At 65.9% G+C, this 23,587-nt stretch carries 18 protein-coding genes and 1 pseudogene; 13 read left to right on the top strand and 6 right to left on the bottom strand.

Features of this window, described 5'->3' with window-relative positions; translation table 11 throughout:
- Positions 1–80: 80 nt before the first annotated feature.
- Positions 81–677, bottom strand: coding sequence for a C40 family peptidase (locus tag CLM73_RS13010; RefSeq protein ID WP_105238787.1), 597 nt, complete (start codon positions 675–677; stop codon positions 81–83).
- Positions 678–1,044: 367 nt separating this feature from the next.
- On the opposite strand from CLM73_RS13010, the gene CLM73_RS13015 reads away from it, so the two are divergent.
- Complete coding sequence (locus CLM73_RS13015; protein WP_418904938.1) at positions 1,045–2,544, top strand: AMP nucleosidase; 1,500 nt, start codon at positions 1,045–1,047, stop codon at positions 2,542–2,544.
- 230 nt (positions 2,545–2,774) lie between these two features.
- Positions 2,775–4,262, top strand: coding sequence for an amino acid permease (locus tag CLM73_RS13020; RefSeq protein WP_234015897.1), 1,488 nt, complete (start codon positions 2,775–2,777; stop codon positions 4,260–4,262).
- Positions 4,263–4,326: 64 nt separating this feature from the next.
- Here CLM73_RS13020 and CLM73_RS13025 read toward each other — a convergent pair whose 3' ends face one another.
- Positions 4,327–5,259 (bottom strand): YicC/YloC family endoribonuclease, encoded by a 933-nt coding sequence (locus CLM73_RS13025; RefSeq protein WP_105238788.1) that lies wholly within the window; start codon positions 5,257–5,259, stop codon positions 4,327–4,329.
- Positions 5,260–5,443: 184 nt separating this feature from the next.
- On the opposite strand from CLM73_RS13025, the gene rph reads away from it, so the two are divergent.
- On the top strand, positions 5,444–6,178 hold the full coding sequence (gene rph / locus CLM73_RS13030; protein ID WP_105238789.1) for a ribonuclease PH: 735 nt from the start codon (positions 5,444–5,446) through the stop codon (positions 6,176–6,178).
- 89 nt (positions 6,179–6,267) lie between these two features.
- Here rph and CLM73_RS13035 read toward each other — a convergent pair whose 3' ends face one another.
- Both CLM73_RS13035 and CLM73_RS13040 read right to left on the bottom strand, forming a co-directional pair.
- Positions 6,268–7,641, bottom strand: a complete 1,374-nt coding sequence (locus CLM73_RS13035) for an MmgE/PrpD family protein (protein WP_105238790.1) — start codon at positions 7,639–7,641, stop codon at positions 6,268–6,270.
- Between the two features lie 16 nt (positions 7,642–7,657).
- Entirely contained in the window at positions 7,658–8,818 is a 1,161-nt protein-coding gene (locus CLM73_RS13040; RefSeq protein ID WP_105238791.1) for an acyl-CoA dehydrogenase family protein, read from the bottom strand.
- A 232-nt stretch (positions 8,819–9,050) separates the two neighbouring features.
- Between CLM73_RS13040 and CLM73_RS13045 the strand changes: the two are divergent.
- Positions 9,051–10,436: pseudogene (locus tag CLM73_RS13045) on the top strand (methyl-accepting chemotaxis protein); the annotation flags it as partial.
- Between the two features lie 198 nt (positions 10,437–10,634).
- On the opposite strand, the gene CLM73_RS13050 reads toward CLM73_RS13045, so the two are convergent.
- Entirely contained in the window at positions 10,635–12,488 is a 1,854-nt protein-coding gene (locus CLM73_RS13050; protein WP_418904939.1) for an EAL domain-containing protein, read from the bottom strand.
- 202 nt (positions 12,489–12,690) lie between these two features.
- On the opposite strand from CLM73_RS13050, the gene rdgB reads away from it, so the two are divergent.
- The 5 genes from rdgB (at position 12,691) to ntrC (ending at position 18,920) form a co-directional block, all read left to right on the top strand.
- Positions 12,691–13,314 carry an RdgB/HAM1 family non-canonical purine NTP pyrophosphatase gene (gene rdgB / locus CLM73_RS13055; RefSeq protein WP_199778292.1) on the top strand — a complete coding sequence of 208 codons (624 nt, stop codon included), beginning with the start codon at positions 12,691–12,693 and terminating at the stop codon, positions 13,312–13,314.
- A 34-nt stretch (positions 13,315–13,348) separates the two neighbouring features.
- Positions 13,349–14,569 (top strand): radical SAM family heme chaperone HemW, encoded by a 1,221-nt coding sequence (gene hemW, locus CLM73_RS13060; RefSeq protein WP_105238794.1) that lies wholly within the window; start codon positions 13,349–13,351, stop codon positions 14,567–14,569.
- A gap of 182 nt (positions 14,570–14,751) precedes the next feature.
- Positions 14,752–16,164, top strand: a complete 1,413-nt coding sequence (glnA, locus tag CLM73_RS13065) for a type I glutamate--ammonia ligase (protein ID WP_056560974.1) — start codon at positions 14,752–14,754, stop codon at positions 16,162–16,164.
- 186 nt (positions 16,165–16,350) lie between these two features.
- The gene (gene glnL / locus CLM73_RS13070) at positions 16,351–17,415 is read left to right on the top strand and encodes a nitrogen regulation protein NR(II) (RefSeq protein WP_056560977.1); all 1,065 of its coding nucleotides are present in this window, start codon (positions 16,351–16,353) and stop codon (positions 17,413–17,415) included.
- On the top strand, positions 17,415–18,920 hold the full coding sequence (gene ntrC, locus CLM73_RS13075; RefSeq protein WP_105238795.1) for a nitrogen regulation protein NR(I): 1,506 nt from the start codon (positions 17,415–17,417) through the stop codon (positions 18,918–18,920). The genes glnL and ntrC overlap by 1 nt, the downstream gene beginning before the upstream one ends.
- Before the next feature lie 21 nt (positions 18,921–18,941).
- Here the strand turns inward: ntrC and CLM73_RS13080 are convergent, their stop codons facing one another.
- Entirely contained in the window at positions 18,942–19,853 is a 912-nt protein-coding gene (locus tag CLM73_RS13080; protein ID WP_056560983.1) for a LysR family transcriptional regulator, read from the bottom strand.
- A gap of 182 nt (positions 19,854–20,035) precedes the next feature.
- On the opposite strand from CLM73_RS13080, the gene CLM73_RS13085 reads away from it, so the two are divergent.
- From CLM73_RS13085 to CLM73_RS13100, 4 genes are all read left to right on the top strand, one after another.
- Complete coding sequence (locus CLM73_RS13085) at positions 20,036–20,734, top strand: pirin family protein (protein WP_056560985.1); 699 nt, start codon at positions 20,036–20,038, stop codon at positions 20,732–20,734.
- Between the two features lie 111 nt (positions 20,735–20,845).
- Positions 20,846–21,751, top strand: coding sequence for a pirin family protein (locus CLM73_RS13090; protein ID WP_105238796.1), 906 nt, complete (start codon positions 20,846–20,848; stop codon positions 21,749–21,751).
- Positions 21,752–21,854: 103 nt separating this feature from the next.
- Positions 21,855–22,457 carry a CGNR zinc finger domain-containing protein gene (locus tag CLM73_RS13095; RefSeq protein ID WP_105238797.1) on the top strand — a complete coding sequence of 201 codons (603 nt, stop codon included), beginning with the start codon at positions 21,855–21,857 and terminating at the stop codon, positions 22,455–22,457.
- 231 nt (positions 22,458–22,688) lie between these two features.
- Complete coding sequence (locus tag CLM73_RS13100) at positions 22,689–23,561, top strand: alpha/beta fold hydrolase (RefSeq protein ID WP_105238798.1); 873 nt, start codon at positions 22,689–22,691, stop codon at positions 23,559–23,561.
- The last annotated feature ends 26 nt before the right edge of the window (positions 23,562–23,587 follow it).

A 23,587-nucleotide genomic window follows, 5' to 3' on the forward strand; every position in this document is an offset into this window, starting at 1 on the left:
CGAAACCGCCGGCACACGCGTGCCGGCGTTTTTGCGTTCATCCCCTGGCGCCCGCCGGGCGCCGTCCGCCAGCCTTGCGCTTAGCGCGAAGCCTGCGCCAGCAGTTGTTTGGGCGGGGTATCCAGATAGGCGCGGGCGCCAAGATAACGTTTGGACCAGTAGGCGGTCTTCATGTCGTCGACGCGCACCTTGGTGCCGCGGCGCGGGGCATGGACAAACTTGTTCTGGCCAATATAGATGCCGACGTGCGAGGTAACGCCGCGTCCGCGGGTGGCGAAGAACACCAGATCGCCGGGGCGCAGTTCCTTCTTGGCGGAGACGGTCTTGCCTTCGCTGCGCTGGGCGCGCGCGGTGCGCGGCAGCTCCAGGCCCGCGATTTCGCGGAAGACATACAGAACGAGACCGCTGCAATCGAAGCCGTCGGCGTCATCGCCGCCCCAACTGTAGGGCGTGCCGATGGCTTCCAGGCCGGCCTGCACGACGCGCTCGCGCAGCGTCAGGACGGTGGGCTCTTGCGCGAGGCGTAAGCCGCTGAGGGTGGGGCGGGCTTGGTCGGCGGCCAGCGAGGCTTGAGCGGCGCCGGGGATCCAGGAGAGCGTCAGGGCCAGCAGGGGCGCTGACAGAAATGCGGGCGTGCGGAATTGGGCAAAGCGAAACTTTCGCGTGGGCGGCGTCATTACGTCACTTCAGAAATCGGAGTGGGCGGCATGGCTTTGCCTGAGAGGCAAGCCGGCGGAAAGGGGAGCGGTTTACAGGCGGAAAGCAAGAAACGCCTCAAGATTATAGTGTAATAATGTTTCATTACATTTGTAGTGCAATGCAGCATTATCTTGGGCCCACTGTTACGGCCCGCCCACCGCATCACGTAACAGCCGTGCCACGCATGGCGTCCCTGCGGCGCAACCAGCGCGATACCCACGCCGGCGTGCCGGATGACATTTCATTGCCCAACGCCTCGGGCATAATCGACCGCATCGGCCCCCGGTGTTGCCGCCGTGCAAGGTCGATGCAGCCAAGACAGATAAGAAGGCGGAGTAGAGCTCAATGATGAACGCAGTACACCCTTTGTCGTCCATGAACCGGCCCGAGGCCCTGCCGTTTGAACCCTTCCAGGACGCGCTGTCCGCCGTCGACCGGCTGGCGGAAATCTATGCGCGCAATACGGCCTTCCTGCGTACCGCCTTCCGCGAGGTCCTGAAGGGCACCGGCAATGGCAGCGCGCGGTTCCGCGCCTACTACCCGGCCATCCGCATCGTCGTGGAAACCTACGATCCCATCGACACCCGGCTTTCGTATGGACACGTGGCCGAACCGGGTTATTACCAAACCACCATCACGCAGCCGGTGCTGTTTCGCGATTACCTGATCGAGCAGATCGGCCAGTTGTTGCAGAACCACCGGGTAGCGGTCGAAGTGGGCGAGTCCGATTCGCCGATTCCGCTGCATTTCGCCTTTCCCGAGGGCGCCTACGTGGAAGGCGAACACCTGGAGGCCCTCAAGCGGCCGCTGCGCGACCTGTTCGATGTGCCGGATCTGGCGGTCACGGACGACGCCATCGTCAACGGATCGTGGCGCGGCAAGGACGGCGAACCCAAGCCGTTGGCACCCTTTACCGCGCAACGCGTGGATTATTCGCTGCACCGGCTGCAGCACTACACCTCGACCGCGCCCACGCACTTCCAGAATTTCGTGCTGTTCACCAACTACCAGTTCTACGTGGATGAGTTCTGCGCCCGGGCCCGCGCGTTGATGGCCAGCGGCAACGAAGACTACGAAATGCTGGTCGAACCTGGCAACCGCATCACGCGCCGCGGCGAAAGTGGTCCCGGCGACGAGGCCCAGGCGGTGCGCCTGCCGCAGATGCCGGCCTACCACCTAGTGCGCGGCGATCATTCCGGCATCACCTTGGTCAACATCGGAGTCGGGCCGTCGAATGCCAAGACGATCACCGACCATATCGCCGTGCTGCGGCCGCACGCCTGGCTGATGCTCGGCCATTGCGCGGGCCTGCGCGACTCCCAGCGGCTGGGCGATTATGTGTTGGCGCATGGATACGTCCGAGAAGACCACGTGCTGGACGACGATCTGCCCACCTGGGTGCCCGTGCCGGCGCTGGCAGAGGTGCAGGTGGCGCTGGAGCAGGCGGTCGAAGAGGTGGCCGGGCTGTCCGGCTGGGACTTGAAGCGCATCATGCGCACGGGCACCGTGGCGACGATCGACAACCGCAACTGGGAGCTGCGCGACCACGTCGATCTGGTGGAGCGGTTTGCGCAGTCACGCGCGATTGCGCTCGACATGGAGTCGGCCACGATCGCGGCCAACGGCTTTCGCTTCCGGGTGCCTTACGGGACCTTGCTGTGCGTGTCCGACAAGCCGCTGCACGGCGAACTGAAACTGCCCGGCATGGCCAGCGCCTTTTACCGGCGCCAGGTCAACCAGCATCTGGAAATCGGCATCCGGGCACTGGAACGGCTGCGCGACATGCCGCCGGAGCGGCTGCATTCGCGCAAGCTGCGCACGTTCATGGAAACGGCGTTTCAATAAAGCGGCCGCCACCGGGAGCCTTCGGGGGCGGATCCGTCCCCGGCGCCCGGCGATTTTTCATGTCGGGGCCGATTGCGCTATTCTCGCGCGTTGCTCGGTAATCCCAGGGCGTTTGCGGACCGTTGCGCAAGCGCCATCCAGACGTGAAGGAACGCATTTTGGCACCATCGGAACACGATGATCGTCGCTCAGGCGGCACGCGCAACGCGCAGGCGGACAGGCCGTCCGAATTGCGGCGCACGCTGTCGGCGCGCCACCTGACCATGATCGCGGTGGGCGGGTCGATCGGCACCGGGCTATTCGTGGCTTCGGGCGCGACCATCGCCAAGGCCGGCCCCGGCGGCGCGCTGCTGGGCTATGTGCTGATCGGCATCATGGTCTATTTCCTGATGACCAGCCTGGGCGAGCTCGCCGCCGCCATGCCCGTGTCCGGCTCGTTCTCGACCTATGGCGCGCGGTACGTCGAAGACGGTTTCGGCTTCGCGCTGGGGTGGAACTACTGGTACAACTGGGCGGTTACGGTGGCGGTCGACCTGGTCGCGGCGCAGCTCGTCATGGCGTACTGGTTTCCCGACGTGCCCGGCTTTTATTGGAGTGCGCTGTTCCTGGCGATCACTTTCGGACTGAACGCCATGTCCGCCCGCGGCTTTGGCGAGGCGGAGTTCTGGTTTGCGCTGATCAAGGTCATTGCCGTGCTGGCCTTCGTCACCATGGGGGTGATGATGCTGCTGGGCATCATCCGGGGTGGCGAGACCGGCGGCCTGGCCAACTGGACCGTGGGCGACGCGCCGTTTGCGGGCGGCTTTGCCGCGCTGATCGGCGTCGCAATGGTGGTGGGTTTTTCATTCCAGGGCACCGAACTGATCGGCATCGCAGCGGGAGAATCCAAGGATCCGGCGCGCAATCTGCCGCGCGCCGTGCGTCAGGTGTTCTGGCGCATCCTGCTGTTCTACGTGGCCGCCATCCTGGTCATCGGCCTTTTGATTCCCTATACCGACCCGCACCTGCTGCGCAACGACGTCGAGGACATCAGCGTCAGCCCGTTCGCGCTGATCTTCGAACGCGCGGGGCTGCTGGGCGCCGCCTCGGTGATGAACGCCGTGGTGCTGACCTCGGTGCTGTCGGCCGGTAACTCGGGCATGTACGCGGCCACGCGCATGCTCTACAGCCTGGCCCGCGAAGGCAAGGCGCCGCGGATTTTCGGCCGGATTTCGCGCAGCGGCGTGCCCCTGTGGGCGCTGCTGGCCACCACCATCGTGGCGGCGCTGTGCTTTTTCACCTTCATCTTCAGCCCCAACGACGTCTATATCTGGCTGCTCAATACGTCGGGGATGACCGGGTTCATTGCGTGGCTCGGCATCGCCATCAGCCATTACCGCTTCCGCCGCGGGTATGTGAAGCAGGGCAACAGCCTGGCGGATCTGCCGTACGTGTCCCCGTTCTTTCCGTTTGGTCCGATCTTTGCGTTCGTGCTGTGCCTGATCATCACGCTGGGCCAGAACTACCAGGCGTTCCTGGAAGACAAGATCCAGTGGGGCGGCGTGGTCGCCACCTATATCGGCATTCCGCTCTTCTTGCTGATCTGGGCCGGCTACCGCCTGACGCGCGGTTCGCGCTTTGTCAGCTATCGCGACATGCGCTTTCCGGACGCTCGCGCCCGCAGCGACTACCTGGATTCGGCGCTGCGCGGCGAGCCTGCGGCGGGCGAGGTCCGGTAAGGGGTGGCCACTAAGCAGATGGCCGCCAGGCGGGGGTAGCAACCCCCCGCGGGCGCCGCGCCGATTATTCGATGTTCTGCGCCTGCTCGCGCATCTGCTCGATCAGCAGCTTCAGGTCCATGGCGGCGCGGGTGACTTCCATGCTGCCCGCCTTGGAGCCCAGGGTGTTGGCTTCGCGGTTCATTTCCTGGAACAGGAAGTCCAGCCGCTTGCCCGCGCTGCCGGCGTTCTTCTTGCCAGCTGTGGGCTTGCCGCCGCCGTCGGACAGCAGGTGGCGCAGTTCTTCCAGGTGCGAGCGCAGGCGGGACAGCTCCTCGGCCACGTCGATGCGCAGCGCAAAGAGGTTGGCTTCCTGCGACAGGCGTTCGGACAGTTCCGCGCCGGAGATATGCGTGAATCCGCCGGGGAAGGCGGACTCGACGCTTTCGCGCAGCTTGGCGGCCTGGCGCTCGCGGTGGTCGGCCAGCAGTTGCGGCAGATGCGCCTGCACGATGTCCACGACCCGCGCGACGCCGTCGGCGCATTCACGCATCATGCCGGCCAGGCGTTCGCCTTCGCGCTCGCGGCCTTCTTGCAGCTGGGTCAGGGCCTGCTGGGCAGCCTGCAGGCATGCGGCGCCCCAGATCTGCGGATCCAGCGCGTCATTGCCGCGCTGGCCGGGCCAATTGAACAATTCCGCCAGTCGCGGGGACGCGATGTCCGGGATGATGCGGCGCGCGGCCTGTAGCTGTTCGGCCAGGCTGTCGAGCCAGGCGGGATCCAGCTTGGACAGATCGGCATTGGCCGCACGGGTGAAGGACACGCGGATTTCGACCTTGCCGCGGGCCAGATTCGCGGTCAGCAGTTCGCGCAGGGGCGTTTCCACGTGGCGCAGTTCATCGGGAAGGCGGAAATACAGGTCGAGAAAACGGCTGTTGACGCTGCGCAGTTCTATGGCGAGAGTGCCTTGTTCTAAGTCTGCTCGGGCGTTGCCGAAGGCGGTCATGCTGCGGATCATGGTGTGCGAGTCCTGGTGATTCTTGGAATGGAAGCCGGTTGCGCCGGGGCCCGCGGCGCCCAGGTCCTGGGCAGCGGGTCTGTGTTTTCAACCGGATACATCGCGGCAGGATACTCCAAGCGTGATTTTCCGGTGGCGCCTGCCCGTACAATGCCGCGAATCTAAGTCAAGTCTGGAGCCTGTCGTGACCACCATCCCCACCCAAGCCCGGCCGTCGGGCCGCACCGCCGACCAACTGCGTCCGTTCAGCCTGGAGCGCGGCTTTACGCGTTACGCCGAAGGCTCCGTGCTGGTGAAGGCAGGCGACACCCACGTGCTTTGCACGGCAAGCGTCCTGGACAAGGTACCGCCTTTTCTCAAGGGCAAGGGCGAAGGCTGGGTAACGGCTGAATACGGCATGTTGCCGCGGGCCACGCACACGCGCGGCGATCGCGAGGCCGCGCGCGGCAAGCAGAGCGGCCGCACGCAGGAGATCCAGCGCCTGATCGGCCGCAGCCTGCGCGCCGTGTTCGACATGAAGGCGCTGGGCGAACGCACCCTGCACCTGGACTGCGACGTGCTGCAGGCCGACGGCGGCACGCGTTGCGCCAGCATCACCGGCGCCTGGGTGGCGGCGGCCGATGCGGTCGGACTGCTGATGAAGCGCGGCGACCTGGCGGTCAGTCCGATTCGCGACGCCGTGGCTGCGGTGTCGGTGGGTCTGGTGCGCGGTCAGGTGGTGCTGGACCTGGACTACCTGGAAGACTCGGCGTGCGATGCCGACGTGAACGTCATCATGACGGGCAGCGGCGCCTTCGTGGAAGTGCAGGGCACCGGAGAAGGCGCGACGTTCACGCGGGCTGAGCTGGATACGATGCTGGTGCTGGCGGAAGGCGGTATTGCCAATCTGGTGAACGCGCAGCGCGCCGCGCTGGCGTGAGCTGGGCGGCGTTTGACGCCGTCCCCAGCAAAGCAAAAAGCCGCGAAGTGCGGCTTTTTTTGTGGGCGACAGGTTGAACGCGGTGCGGATTATTTCGGCAGCAGTGCTTCTACCTTGCCCACTTTTTCCAGCCCCCAGATCGTCGAAATCAATTCGCGCAGTTCCTTTTCCGTTGCCGCGTCGGCGTAGCGGCCCAGGCTGAGCGTCTTGTCTTCGATCTCGGGGCGGCTGAGCGTGTTGCCCGGGTCGCCCTTGGGTTCGTCGACGCGGCCATGCAGCACGCGGCCGTCGCGGGTGTAAACCGTGACCTTGCCGATCCAGCGTTGCGGGTAGGCGCCGTCGACTTCCGCGTCGAGTGCCATTTCCACCTTGCCGCGGAAGGCGGCGACGCCCGGGTCGTCCAGGCCTGCGTCGAATTCCGCCAGACCGGCGCGTCCCTGGCGTGCGATCAGTGCCAGCACCGTGCCCATCGAGAACTTGGACTGGTGCACTGTCTGCGGATTGACGACCGGCCCGAGGACGTCGATGGCGCCCTGATGGACGTGCGCCACGACGCGCTCGACATCGTCCTCGGTGAGGTGGTTGTCGCGCAGCGCCTGTTGCAGCGCGTCGGCGGCCGGGTGCGTGTGGCGGCACGAGGCATGGAACTTGAATGAGGTTTCGGCCAGCGCCCAGCGCTGCCCCAGGCGGTCGCACAGGCGGCTGGGATCGGCGTCCGTGGACATGCCGGCCGCCATGCCCTGCGGGCCTTCCAGGATGTGGCGCGCACCCGTAAAGCCTTCGCGCGCCAGGTAGGCGGCGGTGATGCCGTCCGCAGCCGCTTTGGCCGTGTGCAGTTGCTTGGAATCGGCGGCGTCGCGCAGGAATTCCCACAGGCCGGCGGCTTGCGTGCCGGCCGAACCCAGCGCGTGCAGCATCCGTTCCGGGGACAGGCCGAGCAGCCGGCCGGTGGTGACCGCGGCGGCCAGCGTGCCCGCTGTGCCGGTCGTGTGGAAGATCTTGTAGTGCGAGCGTCCCAGGAACTCGCCGACGCGAATGCCGACCTCGTAGCCGGCCACGGCGGCGGTGAGCAGATCCCGGCCCGAAGCGCCCAGCGCCTGCGCCACGGCCAGGGCAGGGGGGAACACCACGGCGGCGGGATGAAAGACCGAGCCGTTGTGCACGTCGTCCTGTTCCACCACGTGCGCCGCGGCAGCGTTGACCATCGCGGCAAAGAGCGGCGTGGTGCGGCGGCGGGTGATCAGGACTTCGCTGGGGCCGTCCGCCGGACCCATCGCGGCGGCATAGCGGTCGATCGCCTGAACCGCGCGGGCCGACGCGCCAGCCAGGATGGAGGCCAGGCAATCGAGCAGCAGGTCTTCGGCGCGGCGCAGCACCGGGGCGGGGATGTCTTCGTAGCGCAGGTTGGCGGCAAAGGCCGCGAGTTCGGCGCTCAGGTGCGGGGTGTCTTTGTCTGCGGTCATGTCGGAAGTTGGCGTGTCAGAAGGAGCGGGGCAGGCCCAGGATGTGTTCGGCGACGTACGACAGGATCAGGTTGGTGGAAATGGGCGCCACCTGATAAAGGCGCGTCTCGCGGAACTTGCGTTCGACGTCGTATTCGTTGGCAAAGCCGAAGCCGCCATGGAACTGCAGGCAGGCGTTGGCCGCTTCCCACGAGGCATCAGCAGCCAGCAGCTTGGCCATGTTGGCCTGAGCGCCGCAGGGCTCGTGGGCGTCGAACAGCCGGCAGGCCTCGTAGCGCATCAGGCTGGCCGCTTCGACGTTGATGTGCGCGCGCGCAATGGGAAACTGCACGCCCTGGTTCTGGCCGATGGGGCGGCCGAACACCACGCGTTCCTTGGCGTAGGCGGTGACCTTGTCGACGAACCAGTAGCCGTCGCCGATGCACTCGGCGGCGATCAGCGTGCGCTCGGCGTTCAGGCCGTCCAGGATGTACTTGAAACCCTTGCCTTCTTCGCCGATCAGGTTTTCTTCGGGGATTTCCAGGTTGTCGAAGAAGAGCTCGTTGGTCTCGTGGTTGACCATGTTGGGAATCGGGCGGATCGACATGCCGTGCTTGACCGCGTGGTGCAGGTCGACCAGGAAGATCGACATGCCCTCGGACTTGCGCGTGACCTGGTCGAGCGGCGTGGTGCGCGCCAGGAGGATCATCAGGTCCGAGTGCTGCACGCGCGAGATCCAGACCTTCTGCCCATTGATGACATAGCGGTCGCCGCGCTTGACGGCGGTGGTCTTGATCTTGGTGGTGTCGGTGCCGGTGGTGGGTTCGGTGACGCCCATCGACTGCAGGCGGAGTTCGCCGGCGGCGATGCGGGGCAGGTATTCGCGCTTCTGGGCTTCGGAGCCGTGACGCAGCAGCGTGCCCATGTTGTACATCTGGCCGTGGCAGGCGCCGGAGTTGCCGCCGCTGCGGTTGATTTCTTCCATGATGACCGACGCTTCGGTCAGGCCCAGGCCCGAGCCGCCGTATTCCTGCGGGATCAGCGCCGCCAGCCAGCCGGCTTCGGTAAGGGCGCGGACGAAGTCCTCGGGGTAGCCGCGTTCTTCGTCGACCTTGCGGAAATATTCGGAGGGGAACTGCGCGCAGAGGTCGCGCACGGCTTCGCGGATGTCCTGGTAGGCGTGGGAGGCTTGGTGCATTTGGCTGACTGTTCTGTTTGAAGGATTGGTTCGGTACAGGGTCGAATGTGCCGCAAGGGCGCGCACGTGCCAATTCACAAATCATTAATACGGGGTTCCTGAACGCAAAAGCGCACCTTCATGACGGCAGTACGTCATGTCCCCGCCAAGGTTGTGTCAAGAAATTGCCAAACTGCATCTCCATAATCCGTGTCACTGCCGCGAAGGCGGCCAAGGCTATACATGGATGGATATGCGGAAAAATCTGAGGGTCACGACGGCGCTATCGGCCATTCTTGCGTTGTTCGTCGTGCTGTTCGCCGTTGCAGCGGCGGCGGGCATCACGGTTTTGCGCGACAACCGCGCGGATATCGAGGCCCTGGGACGGGGCAGCATCGAAAGGGCGAGCGATCTTGCCGACATGACCAGCCGGCTGTTCCAGGCGCGTGCGGCGCTGACGGACGCCAAGACGGCGATGGAGGGCGGGCTGGAAGAAGCGCGCAATACCTCGCTGGCACAGGCCGATGCGCTGCTCAAGCAGGCGGCCGCCAGCCTTGCGCGCTTGCGCGCCAACCCCGACGACAGCGCCCAGGGCGCGCCGCTGTTCGGTCAGGTGTTGACGGCTTACGGCACCTTTGCGGACCAGACGCTGGCGCCGATCAGCAAGGCGATCCAGGGCTGGAACGGCATCGAGGTCAATCGGCTGACGGACAAGGCGCTGCCCGCCAGCGGCGCGGGCTACGTCAAGCAGGTCGAGGCCTACCAGGCCTACGCCCGCGAGCACGGGCAGCAAGCGGTGGCCGGCGCAAGCCGTACGCTGGAACGCGTGATCGTGGTGGCGGCAGCCGTGCTGGGTTTCGTCCTGGTGCTGGCCATCTTGATCCGGCTGGGCTTCCGCCGCAGCATCGTGCGGCCGTTGAACGAGGCGGGGGCGCACTTCGACCGCATCGCGGATGGCGATCTGACGCAAGTGATCACGCAGCGCGGCGACAACGAGATCGGTGTGTTGTATTCGGCCATGCGCCGCATGCAGACGGGATTATCGGCCGCGGTGGCGTCGGTGCGGCTGGGCGTGGAGGAAATCCATACCGGATCGGGCGAAATCGCCGCTGGCGGCGCGGATATGTCGGACCGCGCGGCCCGGCAGGCCGGCTCGCTGCAGGAAGCGGCGGCCAACATGACGCAGCTGGCGCACACCGTCCAGATGACCGCCGGCAACGCAGACCTGGCCAGCCGACAGGCGGTCAGCGCCACGCAACTGGCGCAGCGCGGCGGCCAGGCCGTCGATGAAGTCGTGCACAGCATGCAGGGCATCGCCGACAGCGCGCGGCGCATCGGCGAGATCGTCGGCGTGGTGGACAGCATTGCGTTCCAGACGAACATCCTCGCGCTCAATGCGGCCGTGGAAGCGGCCCGCGCGGGCGAGCAGGGCAAGGGCTTTGCCGTGGTGGCCGGTGAAGTGCGGTCGCTCGCGCAGCGCAGCGCCCAGGCGGCACGCGAGATCAAGGGGCTGATCGAAGACTCGGCCGCGCGCGTGGATGCCGGCGTGCGCCACGTGAATCTGGCGGGCGACACCATGCGCGACATGGTGGCCTCCGTGGACCGCGTGACGCAGATCGTGGCCGAGATTTCCAGCGCCACCGCCGAACAGGCGGCCGGCATTGCGTCGGTGAACGACGCGGTGGCCGATATCGAGCGATCCACGCAGGAAACGGCCGCCATGGTCGAAGAGACGGCCGCTGCCGCGGCGGCGCTGGAAGCCCAGGCGCAGGGGCTGCGCCGGGCCGTGGCCAAATTCCAGATTGCGCAGGGCGCGCAGGCAGCGGCGCGCGAGGCCTCAGCCGGTGAGCTCCGGCAGGACGGCGCCAGTGTAGCGCTCGGCCACGAGCGACAGGTTCCCGTGCTTGACCTTGTGCTTGACATGGGCGGCCGCCGAGGCGATGTCCTCAGGGCGGATGCGCTCGCATAGCGAAGGCGTGACGGTCAGGGCGCCCACGCCCAGCGTCACGAACGGAAAGAAGCGCGGCACGCCGTAACGGTCCTCGGCCTCGATGCCACCGTTGCGGCGGCCCTGTTCGTCGTACAGGGACATGGCGCCGTCGTTGAACTCGGCAATGATGCGCTCGATGCGCGCCATCCAGTCCGGGCTGCGCAGCAGCACCACGAAGTCGTCGCCACCCACGTGCCCCACGAAATCGCGCTGCGGATCGCAGTGACGCTTGATGACGTCGGCGGTCAGCATGATCATGTCGTCGCCGCGCCAGTAGCCGTAGACGTCGTTGAAGGGCTTGAAATTGTTCAGGTCGCCGTAGCAGATCGTGAAGTCCGCAGCGTCTTCCAGAAGCGTGGCGATGTGCCGGCTGATGGGGATGTTGCCGGGCAGGGACGTCAACGGATTGGCATAGCGCGCCGCCTCGATGCGCATCTCGGTCACCGAGCGCACCAGGGTCTCGCCCGTGGCCAGGCCGTCGTAGCGGCCGTCGCGCGTGATGATCAGTCCGTCCATCAGGTAGCGCTGGTCTTCGGAAATCAGCACGTGGCTCAGCTGGTCGATGGACACGTTCACGTCCACCAGCACCGGCTCGGCGTTCATGAAGGTCGAGCAGGCGTCGCGGCCGAAGAGCTCGCGCGTGTAGCGCTGGGCGTAGTGTTCGGAAAAGTCCCTTCGGTTGATGATGCCGACCGGCCGGTTGTCGGCGTCCACTACCGCCACGGCGTGCAGGTTCTTGTGCTCGATGAAGAGACGATGCACGTCATCGTTGGTGTGCTTGGTCAAGAGAGCGGCCGGCGCCTCGACCCGCAGACTGATGGCGGTGCCGCCGGCGGCGCGCTGCGACACCGGCGCCGACGTGCGCGAGCGCAGCGAATCGCGCAGCGGCGGCGTCAGCTCGGTCAGCAGGGTTTCGTCGGGCATGCCCAGGAACCACCCCTGCGCGTAGCGGATGTCCAGCTCGCGCACGACGGCAAGGTCCTCGGCGGTTTCGATGCCTTCGGCGATGATCGACGTGCCCAGATGCTGCGCCACCTTCAGGATGGCGCGCACCATGTTCTGCTTGCGCTCGTCGTGGCCGATGCCGTCAAAGAAGTACCGGTCGATCTTGACCAGCTCGGGCTGGGTTTCAGCCCAGAGCTGCAGGTTGGAATTGCCGACACCGTAATCGTCGAGCGCGATGCGCATGCCGGCCTCGCGCAGGCAGGCAAACGCCTCGTGAAGTTCGCCCATGCGGTCCGACAGCGGATCCTGCTCGGTCAGTTCGACGACGATGCTGGCTGGTTCCAGCGCGCAGTCCTTGAGCAGCCGCTCGGGCATTTCGTGGCCCCAGAGCGTCCAGTAATGGAGCAGGGCGGAGCCGGACAGGTTCAGGAACAGCTTGCCGCGGGCGTCATTCTGTTCGAACCCCCGCGCGCCTGCGCGGAAGCTGGCCAGTTCAAGCTGCGGATGCAGCCCCTGGCGTCGCGCTTCGGCGAACAGGGCGTCGGGAAAGTGCAGGGGGGTGTCGGCGGGGCCGCGGATCAGGCTTTCGTGACCATAGATCCGGCTGTGCGACAGGTCGACCACCGGTTGGAAGCGCGGCCGCAACAGTCTTTCGCGCAGGATGCCAGCAAGGCTGGCGTGCGCGGGCACTCCGCCCGGGGGATAAAGGAGAGCACGGGCCGCAGCCGGCCGTGGCAAAGCGTGAATGGAGTTCATCGCCGGGGCATTGAGATACGATCAGTGACAAGATAGGTCATATTGACAACAAAATATGTCTGCGGTGTTGCGACAAATCGTGACGTGCAATCTTCAGTCGCTGTTACAAAAGTGTCAACAACGAATTCACACGTCCGTGGTACCCGCGCCAATATTGTGGGATGCCCGCCTGCGACCGGCCCGGCCCTATACAATCCGCCCTATGACTTCCCCCAAGATTCCCGACTCCCTGCGCCGCGTTGTTTTGGCCTCCAACAATGCCGGCAAGCTGCGCGAGTTCTCCGCCTTGTTCGCGCCGCTGGGCATCGAGCTGGTGCCGCAAGGCGAGCTCGGCGTACCGGAAGCCGAAGAGCCGCACGTCACTTTCGTCGAGAACGCGCTGGCCAAGGCGCGCCATGCCAGCCGCCTGACCGGGCTGCCCGCGCTGGCGGACGATTCTGGCCTGTGCGTGGCCTCGCTGGACGGCGCACCTGGTGTGTACTCGGCGCGCTATGCCAAGATGCACGGCGGCGAAAAGTCCGATGCGGCCAACAATGCGTTGCTGGTGCGCAACCTGGCGTCCGTCGCTGACCGCAGCGCCTGGTATGTCGCCGTCCTGGCGTTGGTGCGCTCCGAGAACGACCCGCGTCCGCTGATCGGCGAAGGCCTGTGGCACGGCGAGATCATCGACGTGCCCGAAGGCGCCAACGGCTTTGGCTACGATCCGCACTTCTACCTGCCCGACATGGCGCTGACCGCCGCGTCGCTGGATCCCGACGAAAAGAACCGGGTCAGCCATCGCGCCCGGGCGCTGCGCGAGCTGCTCAGCAAGCTGAGCCACGCTTGACCACGGCGCCGCCAGGGCGCCAGGAATTTTTTGCATGTCCATCACCATACCCATCCGCAACGACATGGGCGCGACCAAGTCGCGCCTCGTTGTTCCCGCCGGCGCCACGCTGACCAGCCTGCCGCCGCTGTCGGTCTACGTCCACGTGCCGTGGTGCGTGCGCAAGTGCCCGTATTGCGACTTCAACTCGCATGCAGCGCCTGGCGAGATTCCCGAACGCGCCTATCTGGATGCGCTGCGCAGCGATCTGGAACAGTCGCTGCCGTCCATCTGGGGCCGTCAGGTGATTTCCGTCTTCATTGGCGGCGGCACGCCCAGCCTGCTGTCGGCCGCCGGCCTGGACGAGCTGCTGGCGATGCTGCGGGCTTATCTGAACCTGTTGCCGGACGCCGAGATCACGATGGAGGCCAACCCCGGCACGGCCGAGGCCGGCCGTTTCCGCGACTACGCGGCCAGCGGCGTGACGCGGTTTTCGCTGGGCATCCAGAGCTTTGACGATGCGCAATTGAAGAAGCTGGGCCGCATTCACGATGCCGCGCAGGCGCGCGCGGCCATCGAGATGGCGCAGCAGGCGGCGTCCCGGGTCAATCTGGACATGATGTTCGCCTTGCCCGGCCAGACGCTGGAGGCCTGTACGGCCGATCTGCGCGAGGCGATTTCGTTCGGCACCGAGCACCTGTCGCTGTATCACCTGACGATGGAGCCGAACACGGTCTTCGCGAAGTTTCCGCCCGAAGACCTGCCCGACGACGACACCAGCGCCGCCATGCAGGACGCGGTGGAAGCCGAACTGACCGCGGCGGGTCTGGCGCGCTACGAGGTGTCGGCGTATGCCAAGCCGGGCGCCCGCAGCCGCCACAACATGAATTACTGGGAGTTTGGCGACTACCTGGGCATTGGTCCCGGCGCGCACGGCAAGCTGTCGTTTCACGATCGCATCGTGCGCGAAGCGCGTCTGCGCGGTCCGGATTCCTGGATGCAGGCCGCCATGGCCCGCGACGGCAGCCATCTGGCCGAGAGCCGCCAGGTTGGTCCGGACGAGCTGCCGTTCGAGTTCATGCTCAACGCCTTGCGCCTGAAAGACGGCGTGGCCGCCACGGCGTTCAATGAACGCACCGGTTTGTCGCTTGCCGCCATTGCGCACCAATTGGAGGCAGCCTCGAAACGGGGCCTGCTCGACGCCGATCCCACGCGCCTGCGCGCGACGCCTCTGGGCTGGCGCTTCCTCAATGACCTTCAGGAAATGTTCCTTTAAGGTGCAGGCACCAAGATGGGGCGGTCATGCCCCACCTTTTGCACCATGGTGGTGCTACATTCCCTCAAGCCTCACATGCCTCCCCCGGGAATACCGGGGCTATACCTGGCACGCTTATTGCTTCCCTCTTTTATGCCAGTCGACGGGCAAAGCCCTCGACCCTTTTATCTAATGGAGATGACATGGCAAGCCCGAAAGACGTCCTGAAACAGATCGCCGATAACGAAGTGAAATTCGTGGATTTCCGCTTTACCGATACGGTTGGCCGTGAGCACCACGTTTCCGTGCCCACCACCGCGATCGATGAAGACAAGCTGGAAAGCGGGCAGGCTTTCGACGGTTCGTCGATCCCGGGCTGGAAGGGCATTGAAGCCTCCGACATGCTCCTCATCCCCGACTGCGCCACCGCCAACCTGGATCCGTTCCGCGAAGAGCCGACCCTGATCCTGTCGTGCGACGTGGTCGAACCGTCGGACCTGAAGGGCTATGACCGCGACCCGCGTTCGCTGGCCAAGCGCGCCGAAGCCTACCTGAAGTCCTCCGGCCTGGGCGACACCGCCTACTTCGGTCCGGAACCCGAATTCTTCGTGTTTGACGGCGTGACCTGGAACACCGACATGTCGGGCACGTTCGTCAAGATCAAGTCCGAAGAAGCGCCGTGGTCCACCGGCCTGGAATTCGAAGGCGGCAACACCGGCCACCGTCCGGGCGTGAAGGGCGGCTACTTCCCCGTTCCGCCGGTCGACTCGTTCCAGGACATGCGTTCGGAAATGTGCCTGCTGATGGAACAGATGGGCGTGCCGGTTGAAGTGCACCACCACGAAGTGGCTGCCCCCGGCCAGCTCGAAATCGGCACCAAGTTCAGCACCCTGGTGCAGCGCGCCGACTGGACGCAGATCGTCAAGTACGTCGTGCACAACGTGGCCCACGCCTACGGCAAGACCGCCACGTTCATGCCCAAGCCCATCGTTGGCGACAACGGCTCCGGCATGCACGTCCACCAGTCCATCTGGAAGGACGGCCAGAACCTGTTCGCGGGCAACGGCTACGCCGGTCTGTCCGAGTTCGCCCTGTACTACATCGGCGGCATCATCAAGCACGCCAAGGCCCTGAACGCCATCACCAACCCGGGCACGAACTCGTACAAGCGTCTGGTCCCGCACTTCGAAGCGCCCGTGAAGCTGGCCTACTCGGCCCGCAACCGTTCGGCTTCGATCCGCATTCCGTACGTCGGCAACCCGAAGGGCCGCCGCGTCGAAGCGCGCTTCCCGGACCCCCTGGCCAACCCGTACCTGGCTTTCTCGGCCCTGATGATGGCCGGCCTGGACGGCGTCCAGAACAAGATCCACCCCGGCGATCCGGCCGACAAGAACCTGTACGACCTGCCGCCGGAAGAAGACGCGAAGATCCCGACCGTCTGCGCGTCGCTGGAAGAAGCGCTGGAATCCCTGGACAAGGATCGCGAGTTCCTGACCCGTGGCGGCGTGTTCAGCAACGACATGCTCAACGCCTACATCGACCTGAAGATGGCCGATGTGACGCGTCTGCGCATGACGACGCACCCAGTCGAATTCGACATGTACTACAGCCTCTGATGCTTTGAGGCCGTGGCTGGGGGGCGCGCGATGAGGTAGGCAGAAACCTTGCCCACACCACGCGCACCACCAGGTAGCCCCCCGACGACTTGCCCGCCCGGCCCCGCGCCGGCGGGCAGGGCGCCGGGCCGGCGCGCCCGTCGCGGACGCGTTCCGCTTTCCCCTGTCCATTCGGGTACGTTGAAAATGAATGTTGAAGCTCTCGATCTGCTAGCCACGTCAGTTTTCCTGGTCAACGAGCGCGGCCACATCGAATACGCCAACGCAGCCGCCGAGGACCTGTTCGGCCGATCGCGCAAGCAACTGGGCGGGCATTCCGCCGCCACCCTGTTCGACAACCCTGAAAATATCCAGTCATCCATCGACCGCGCCGCGGGCGGCAGGTACGCCGACGTGAGGCAACTGGCCTCGTTGCGCCGCGCCGCCGAATCCGTGGAAGTCGCCGTGACGACCGTGGGACTGACCGGCCAGCGTTGGCCGGTGCTGATCGAGACCCGCGAAATCGAGCAACGCGTGCTGGCCGACCGCAACCACCGGCTGGTGGACGAGATCGAAGCCCACCGCGAACTGCTGCGCAACCTGGCGCATGAAGTCAAGAATCCCCTGGGCGGATTGCGCGGCGCCGCGCAACTGCTGGAAGCCGAGCTGCCCAGCGCAGCCCTGGCCGAATACACCCAGGTCATCATTTCCGAAGCCGACCGCCTGCAGGCGCTGGTGGACCGCCTGAGCGGCCCGCAACGTGTGCCACTTAATGCGCGGCCGGTGAACATCCATGAAATCTGCGAGCGCGTCTGCGCGCTGATCCAGGCCGAGTTCCGCAACGACGTCACGATCCAGCGCGATTACGACGCCTCGGTGCCGGACCTGAAGGGCGACGCCGCCCGTCTGATGCAGGCCGTGCTCAATGTGGCGCGCAACGCCGCGCAGGAACTGGTGGCGCGCCCGCAAGGCCCGCAGACCGAACCCGGCGTGGTGACGTTACGTACCCGTGTCGCGCGGCAGGTCATGCTGGCGCACCGGCAGCACCGCCTGGCGCTCGTGCTGTCCATCATCGACAACGGTCCGGGCGTGCCGGACCACATCCGTGACCGCATCTTCCACCCGCTGGTCACGGCCAGGGCTGGCGGTACCGGCCTGGGCTTGAGCCTGGCGCAGGACTTCGTGCAACAGCACGGCGGCATCATCGAATTTGAATCCCGACCGGGGCGCACCGAGTTTCGCCTGGTCCTTCCGATGGAGCCCGCAAACTGATGAAACCCGTATGGATCGTCGACGACGACCAGGCCATCCGCTGGGTCCTCGAAAAGGCCCTGGCCCGCGCTGGCGTCACCACCCGCAGTTTTTCCCAATCGGCCGACGTGCTCGAGGCGCTTTCGCGTGAGACGCCCGTGGCGCTGGTGTCCGATATTCGCATGCCCGGCGGCAACGGCCTTGAGCTGTTGCGCCAACTGAAGGAGCGGCATCCTGGCCTGCCGGTCATCGTGATGACCGCGTTTGCCGACCTGGACAGCACCGTGTCCGCCTTTCAGGGCGGCGCGTTCGATTACCTGGCGAAGCCGTTCGACGTGAACGAGGCTGTCGCGCTGATCCAGCGCGCCATGCAGGAATCGACGCAACCCGAAAGCCCGGACGGGCAGGGCGAAGCCGCGCAGAACAACGAGCGCTGGATGATGACGCAATCGTCGTCCACCGCCATGCAGGAAGTCTTTCGCGCAATCGGCCGGCTGGCGCAGTCCAAGGTCACCGTCCTGATCACCGGCGAATCCGGCACGGGCAAGGAACTGGTGGCCCGCGCGCTGCACGGCCACGGCGTGCGCGCCAGCGGCCCGTTCGTGGCGCTGAACGCGGCGGCCATTCCGCGCGACCTGCTGGAGGCCGAACTGTTCGGCCACGAGCGCGGCGCGTTCACCGGCGCCAATAACCTGCGCCGCGGCCGCTTCGAAGAGGCGCATGGCGGCACGCTGTTCCTGGACGAAATCGGCGACATGCCGATCGAGTTGCAGACGCGTCTGTTGCGCGTGCTGGCCGAGGGCAGCTTCTACCGTGTCGGCGGCGCGCAGCCCGTGCGCGTGGACGTGCGCATCGTGGCCGCCACGCACCAGCCGCTGGAGCAGCGGGTCGAGCAGGGCCTGTTCCGCGAAGACCTGTTTCACCGCCTGAACGTGATCCGGCTGCGGCTGCCCCCACTGCGCGAGCGGGTCGAGGACATTCCCGCGCTGGCCCAGCATTTCCTGACTGCCAGCGCGCGCACGCTGGGCGTGCCCGTCAAGCGGTTGACGCCCGAGGCGCTGGCTGTGCTGACCAAGTTCGACTTCCCCGGCAACGTGCGCCAGCTTGAGAACTTCTGCCATTGGCTGACGGTGATGGCGCCGGGCCAGACGGTGGACCGCGCCGATCTGCCGCCCGAGATTCGGGCCATGGAACACCAGCCGCAGCCGGGCCTCGCGCCATCGCGGCCTCCCGTGACGGTGGCGGGCGTGGGCACGGTCGTGCAGGCCGGCGCTTATCCGTCCGAACCGGCAGAGGATGGCGCGCCGCGCAACTGGCAGGATTCGCTGCTGCGCGATGCACAGTACCGGCTCGAGCGCGGTGAGCCGGCGGTCATGGCGACGCTGACTCGCCAGTTCGAAAAAATCCTGCTGCAAAGCGCGCTGGATGCCAGCCGCGGCCGCCGTGTCGAAGCCGCATCACGCTTGGGAATCGGCCGCAACACCATCACGCGCAAGCTGCGCGAGCTGGGTATCGAAGACGAATAGCCGATCGGACGCCTGCTCGGCCTACATCCCGAGCAGGCTCTCGCACAGGCGCGGCGACTTCAGTTTCTGCAGCCACCACTTCATGGCTTCGCCCGGCGGCTCCGCCCGCCAGGCGTAGGCCACGTGTTCCGTCAGGGACATGCCTTCATCCGTTTCGCACACCACCAGCAATCCCTGCGCAAGATAAGGCGCGGCCAGCGTCAGCGGCAGATAACCGCAGCCCAGGCCGCGCACCTGCGCGTCGATCTTGGCCTGCATCGACGGCATCACCAGCGTCGGCTGCTCTGACAGAATGCCGCGCGATTGCACGGGCAGGTTGCGCGAGGTATCGGCAATCACCACGGCACAGTACCGCGTGATGTCCGCGCGGCTGAGCGGCTGCGGCAGCGAGGCCAGCGGGTGATTCGCCGCCACGCAGAACCCGAACTGCATCACGCCGATCGCCTGCGAGCGGTACGGGCCCGTGGGTTCGCCCGCTGCTCCCGCGCCGATCACCAGGTCGGCGCGGCCGGACGTCAGGGCATCCCAATTGCCGCTCAGCACCTCGGTGGAAAAGCGCAGCGTCGTGGCGCTGCCCACCGCATGGAATTCGTCGATCAGGTCGTAGATGGGGCGCCACGGAATCACGGCGCTGACGGCGATGCGCAACTGCACTTCCCAGCCTGTGGCGATGCGCTTGACCCGGCTGGCCAGCTCGTCCAGCGACTGCAACAGATGCCGCCCGTCCTTGAGCAGCGCCTCGCCCGCCGGGGTCAGCAGCGCGCGATGCCCCGAGCGGTCGAACAGCAGCACGTCCAGCCCGTCTTCGAGCTTGCGGATGGAATAGGTGACGGCGGAGGGCACCTTGCCCAGTTCGCGCGCCGCCTTGGCAAAGCTGCCGTGGCGCGCGATCGCGTCGACGAGGACAAGAAGTTCAGGGGTGATGGGCTGCATGACGAGGCGGCAAATGAGGGTATTCAAATAATTTGAACGAAGTCATCAAAATATAGCGCCAAAACGAAGCGGCAGGGCGCGCAGAATATCACTCATGCCGGGGTTGCAGACAAACGGCAAGGCAGAAAGCCAAGCCAGGATGCACCCCCTAATCATTCATATTATTGAAACAGGAGTTCAAGATGCTTACGATTCGCCGCGCTGCTGAACGGGGTCACGCCAACCATGGATGGCTCGATTCGTTCCATACCTTCTCCTTTGCCAACTACTACGACCCGGCTCACATGGGCTTCGGCGCGCTGCGTGTCATCAATGACGACCGTATCGCCGCCGGCCGCGGCTTCGGCACGCACGGCCACCGGGACATGGAGATCATCACCTACGTGTTGAACGGCGCGATCGCCCACAAGGACAGCATGGGCAGCGGCTCGGAAATCCAGCCGGGCAACGTCCAGCGCATGAGCGCCGGCCGCGGCGTGATGCACTCCGAGTTCAACCCCCGGCCGGATGCCGAAACGCACATGCTGCAGATCTGGATCGAGCCAAACGTGACCGGCATCGCGCCGGAATACGAAGAGCGCGCCTTCAGCGATGAGCAAAAGCGCGGCCGTCTGCAAGCCCTGGTGACGGGTGACGGCGCTGACGGGTCGATGAAGATCCATCAGGACGCCCGTCTATACGCCGGTCTGTTCGACGGCGACGAGTCGGCCTCGCTGCCGCTGGCTGCCGGCCGCCGCGCCTGGGTCCACGTGGCCCGCGGCAGTGTGACGGTCAACGGCGCCGCGCTGAATGCCGGTGACGCCGTGGCGATCACCGACGCCGGCAGCGTCGACGTGTCGGGCGGCAAGGACGCCGAAGTGCTGGTGTTCGACCTGGCCTGACGCCAATCACCGGGCGGATCTGGAATCCGCCCGGTGTCACACATTCCCCCCATTACCGGCCCCGAGGCCATTAAGATGGCCCCAGGCCTACCCATTGCGGAGCATTGCACCATGTCGACCCTGTCCCAAGCCGGCGAAAGCCAGATCGAAACCGTTGTGGTGCCACGCACCAGCGACCTGGGCGGGTTTTCCGTCCGCCGCGCCATTCCTTCCATGCAGCGCCGCAGCGTCGGTCCGTTCGTCTTCCTGGACCAGATGGGACCGGCGGATTTCGACATTGGCGCCGGCATCGACGTGCGGCCGCACCCGCATATCGGCCTGTCCACCGTGACGTACCTGTACGAAGGCTCCATGGTCCACCGCGACGGCGCGGGCCACACGCAGACCATTCTGCCGGGCGAAGTGAACTGGATGACCGCCGGCCGTGGCATCGTCCATTCCGAACGCTCGTCGCCGGAAAGCCGGCTTGCGCCGCAGCGCCTCTGTGGACTGCAGATCTGGGTCGGGCTGCCCAAGGCGCACGAAGAAACCGATCCGGGGTTCACGCATTACGGGCTGGATGCGCAGCCGGTGATCGAGGGCGAGGGCGTGCGCGCACAGGTGGTGGCCGGTTCGCTGTTCGGCAAGACCTCGTCGGTCAAGACGCTGTCGCCGCTCTTCTACGGCGACCTGCAACTGCAGGCCGGCGCGACCACGGTGCTGCCGGCGGAGCATGAAGAACGCGCCGCCTACCTGGCGCAAGGCGAGGTGGAAATCGACGGCCAGACCTACGAGAGCGGGCGCCTGGTTGTCTTTGCCCCGGGCAAGCCGGTGCAGATCCGCGCCAAGACGGCCGCACGTTTTGCAGTGCTGGGCGGCGAGCCGCTCGACGGTCCGCGCTTCGTGTGGTGGAACTTCGTGTCCAGCAGCAAGGACCGCATCGAGCAGGCCAAGCAGGATTGGCAGCGCACGCGCTTCGATCAGATCGTGCCCGGCGACGAAACCGAGTTCATCCCGCTGCCGGAAGCCCGCGCCTGAGCGGGTGGGATGACAATGCGTGATGGGGTGGCGCCATGCCACCCCATGATCGTGTAACTTTTATTGTTTATTTTTGAGGGTTACACTGGCGCCGGAGATCACCATGAACACCAGCCACGCACCCGAATTTCGAGAATTGGGCGACCACGTCGCCCTGGACATGATCAACACCGTCGAGCAGAGCAGCGCCGGGCCGGTCGACCGATGGCAATCGGACGCGGACGTGGCGGGCTGGCTGGCGCTTGCGGGTGTCGGCGCCGCGCAGGGCGCCGCGCCGGGCGCCGCGCCGGCCGGTCTGCTGGAAAGCGCGCGCGGTCTGCGCGACACCGTCCGGGAGCTGGTGGCGCAGCGCAAGGCGCAGGCGCCCCTGGCGCTTTCCGCGCTGAATCGCGCGCTGGCAGCGGGCGGCAGTCACCTCGAGCTTGCGCCGGTGGATGACGGCAGCCTGGTGATGTCGCGCCGGTACCCCTCGCAGACGGCGGCGCAATGGCTGTTGCCGGTGGCGGAGGCGGCAGCCGATCTGCTTGCGCATGGCGATTTTGGACTGGTGCGCAAATGCGAAAGCGATGCGTGTTCGCTGTGGTTCTATGACCGGACGCGGTCGCATAAGCGGCGCTGGTGCAGCATGGCGCTGTGCGGCAACCGGCACAAGGTGGCGGCGTTCCGGCAGCGTGAGGCGGCCGACGCCAGCGCCAAGGCGAAATGACACGGATCGATGGTTCTCAGCCCGGCTCATGCCGGGCTTTTTCATGGCTGGCGCCGAGGTGATGCGGGAATAGGGCACGTCGCAACGGCACGTTGCAGCAGCGCGTCGCACGCCAAATCAATTTGAGGTAACCATTAAAGTTGATGTTGACAGGTTACGCAAAATGCGTAGACTGTGCCGTGAAGCTTCGCAACCCCATCGACATTCCTTGCCCGCATCCCGGAGACCGTCATGAACGCCCAGCCCGACAACACCGTCCATTACCGCCACGCTCAGGCCGACGGCTTGCGCTTTTTTTATCGCGAAGCCGGCGATCCGCAAGCGCCCGTGCTTTTGCTGCTGCATGGGTTCCCCACGTCGTCGCATCAGTTCCGCACCGTCATCCCGCAGCTGGCCAGGCACTTTCGCGTCATCGCGCCCGATCTGCCCGGATTCGGCTTCACCGAAGTCCCGGCCGATCGCGGCTACCGCTACACCTTCGACAATCTGGCCAAATCGCTGGAAGCGTTTGTCGACGAGCTGGGGCTGACCCGCTACGCGATGTATTTCTTCGACTACGGTGCGCCGACCGGATTGCGGTTGGCGGTGGCGCATCCCGAGCGCGTGACCGGCCTGGTTTCGCAGAACGGCAACGCCTATCTTGACGGCCTGGGCGACGCGTGGGCGCCCATCCGCGCCTACTGGAACGATCCATCGCCTGCAAACCGCCAGACCATTCACGACGCCATCCTGAATTTCGAAGGCACGAAGTGGCAGTACGTGCACGGCGTGGCCGACCCGGACAGCGTCGCGCCCGAAGGCTATACGCTGGACGCGGCCCTGCTTGAACGGCCGGGCAACAAGGACATCCAGCTCGATCTGTTCCTGGACTATGCGAACAACCTGACGCAGTACCCGGCATTCCAGGCGTTCTTCCGTCAGGCCCAGGTACCCACGCTGGCGATCTGGGGCCGCAACGATCCGTTCTTCATTCCGCCGGGTGCAGAGGCCTATCGCCGTGACAACCCGGATGCCGTGGTCGAACTGCTGGACACCGGCCATTTCGCGCTGGAAACTCACGGCCAGTACATCGCCCAGCGCATCATCGATGTGTTGGGACGCTGACCGGCAAGGGCGGCCCGACGGCCCGG

This window comes from Achromobacter spanius (genome assembly GCF_002966795.1).
GTDB classification, from domain to species: Bacteria; Pseudomonadota; Gammaproteobacteria; order Burkholderiales; family Burkholderiaceae_B; genus Achromobacter; species Achromobacter spanius_D.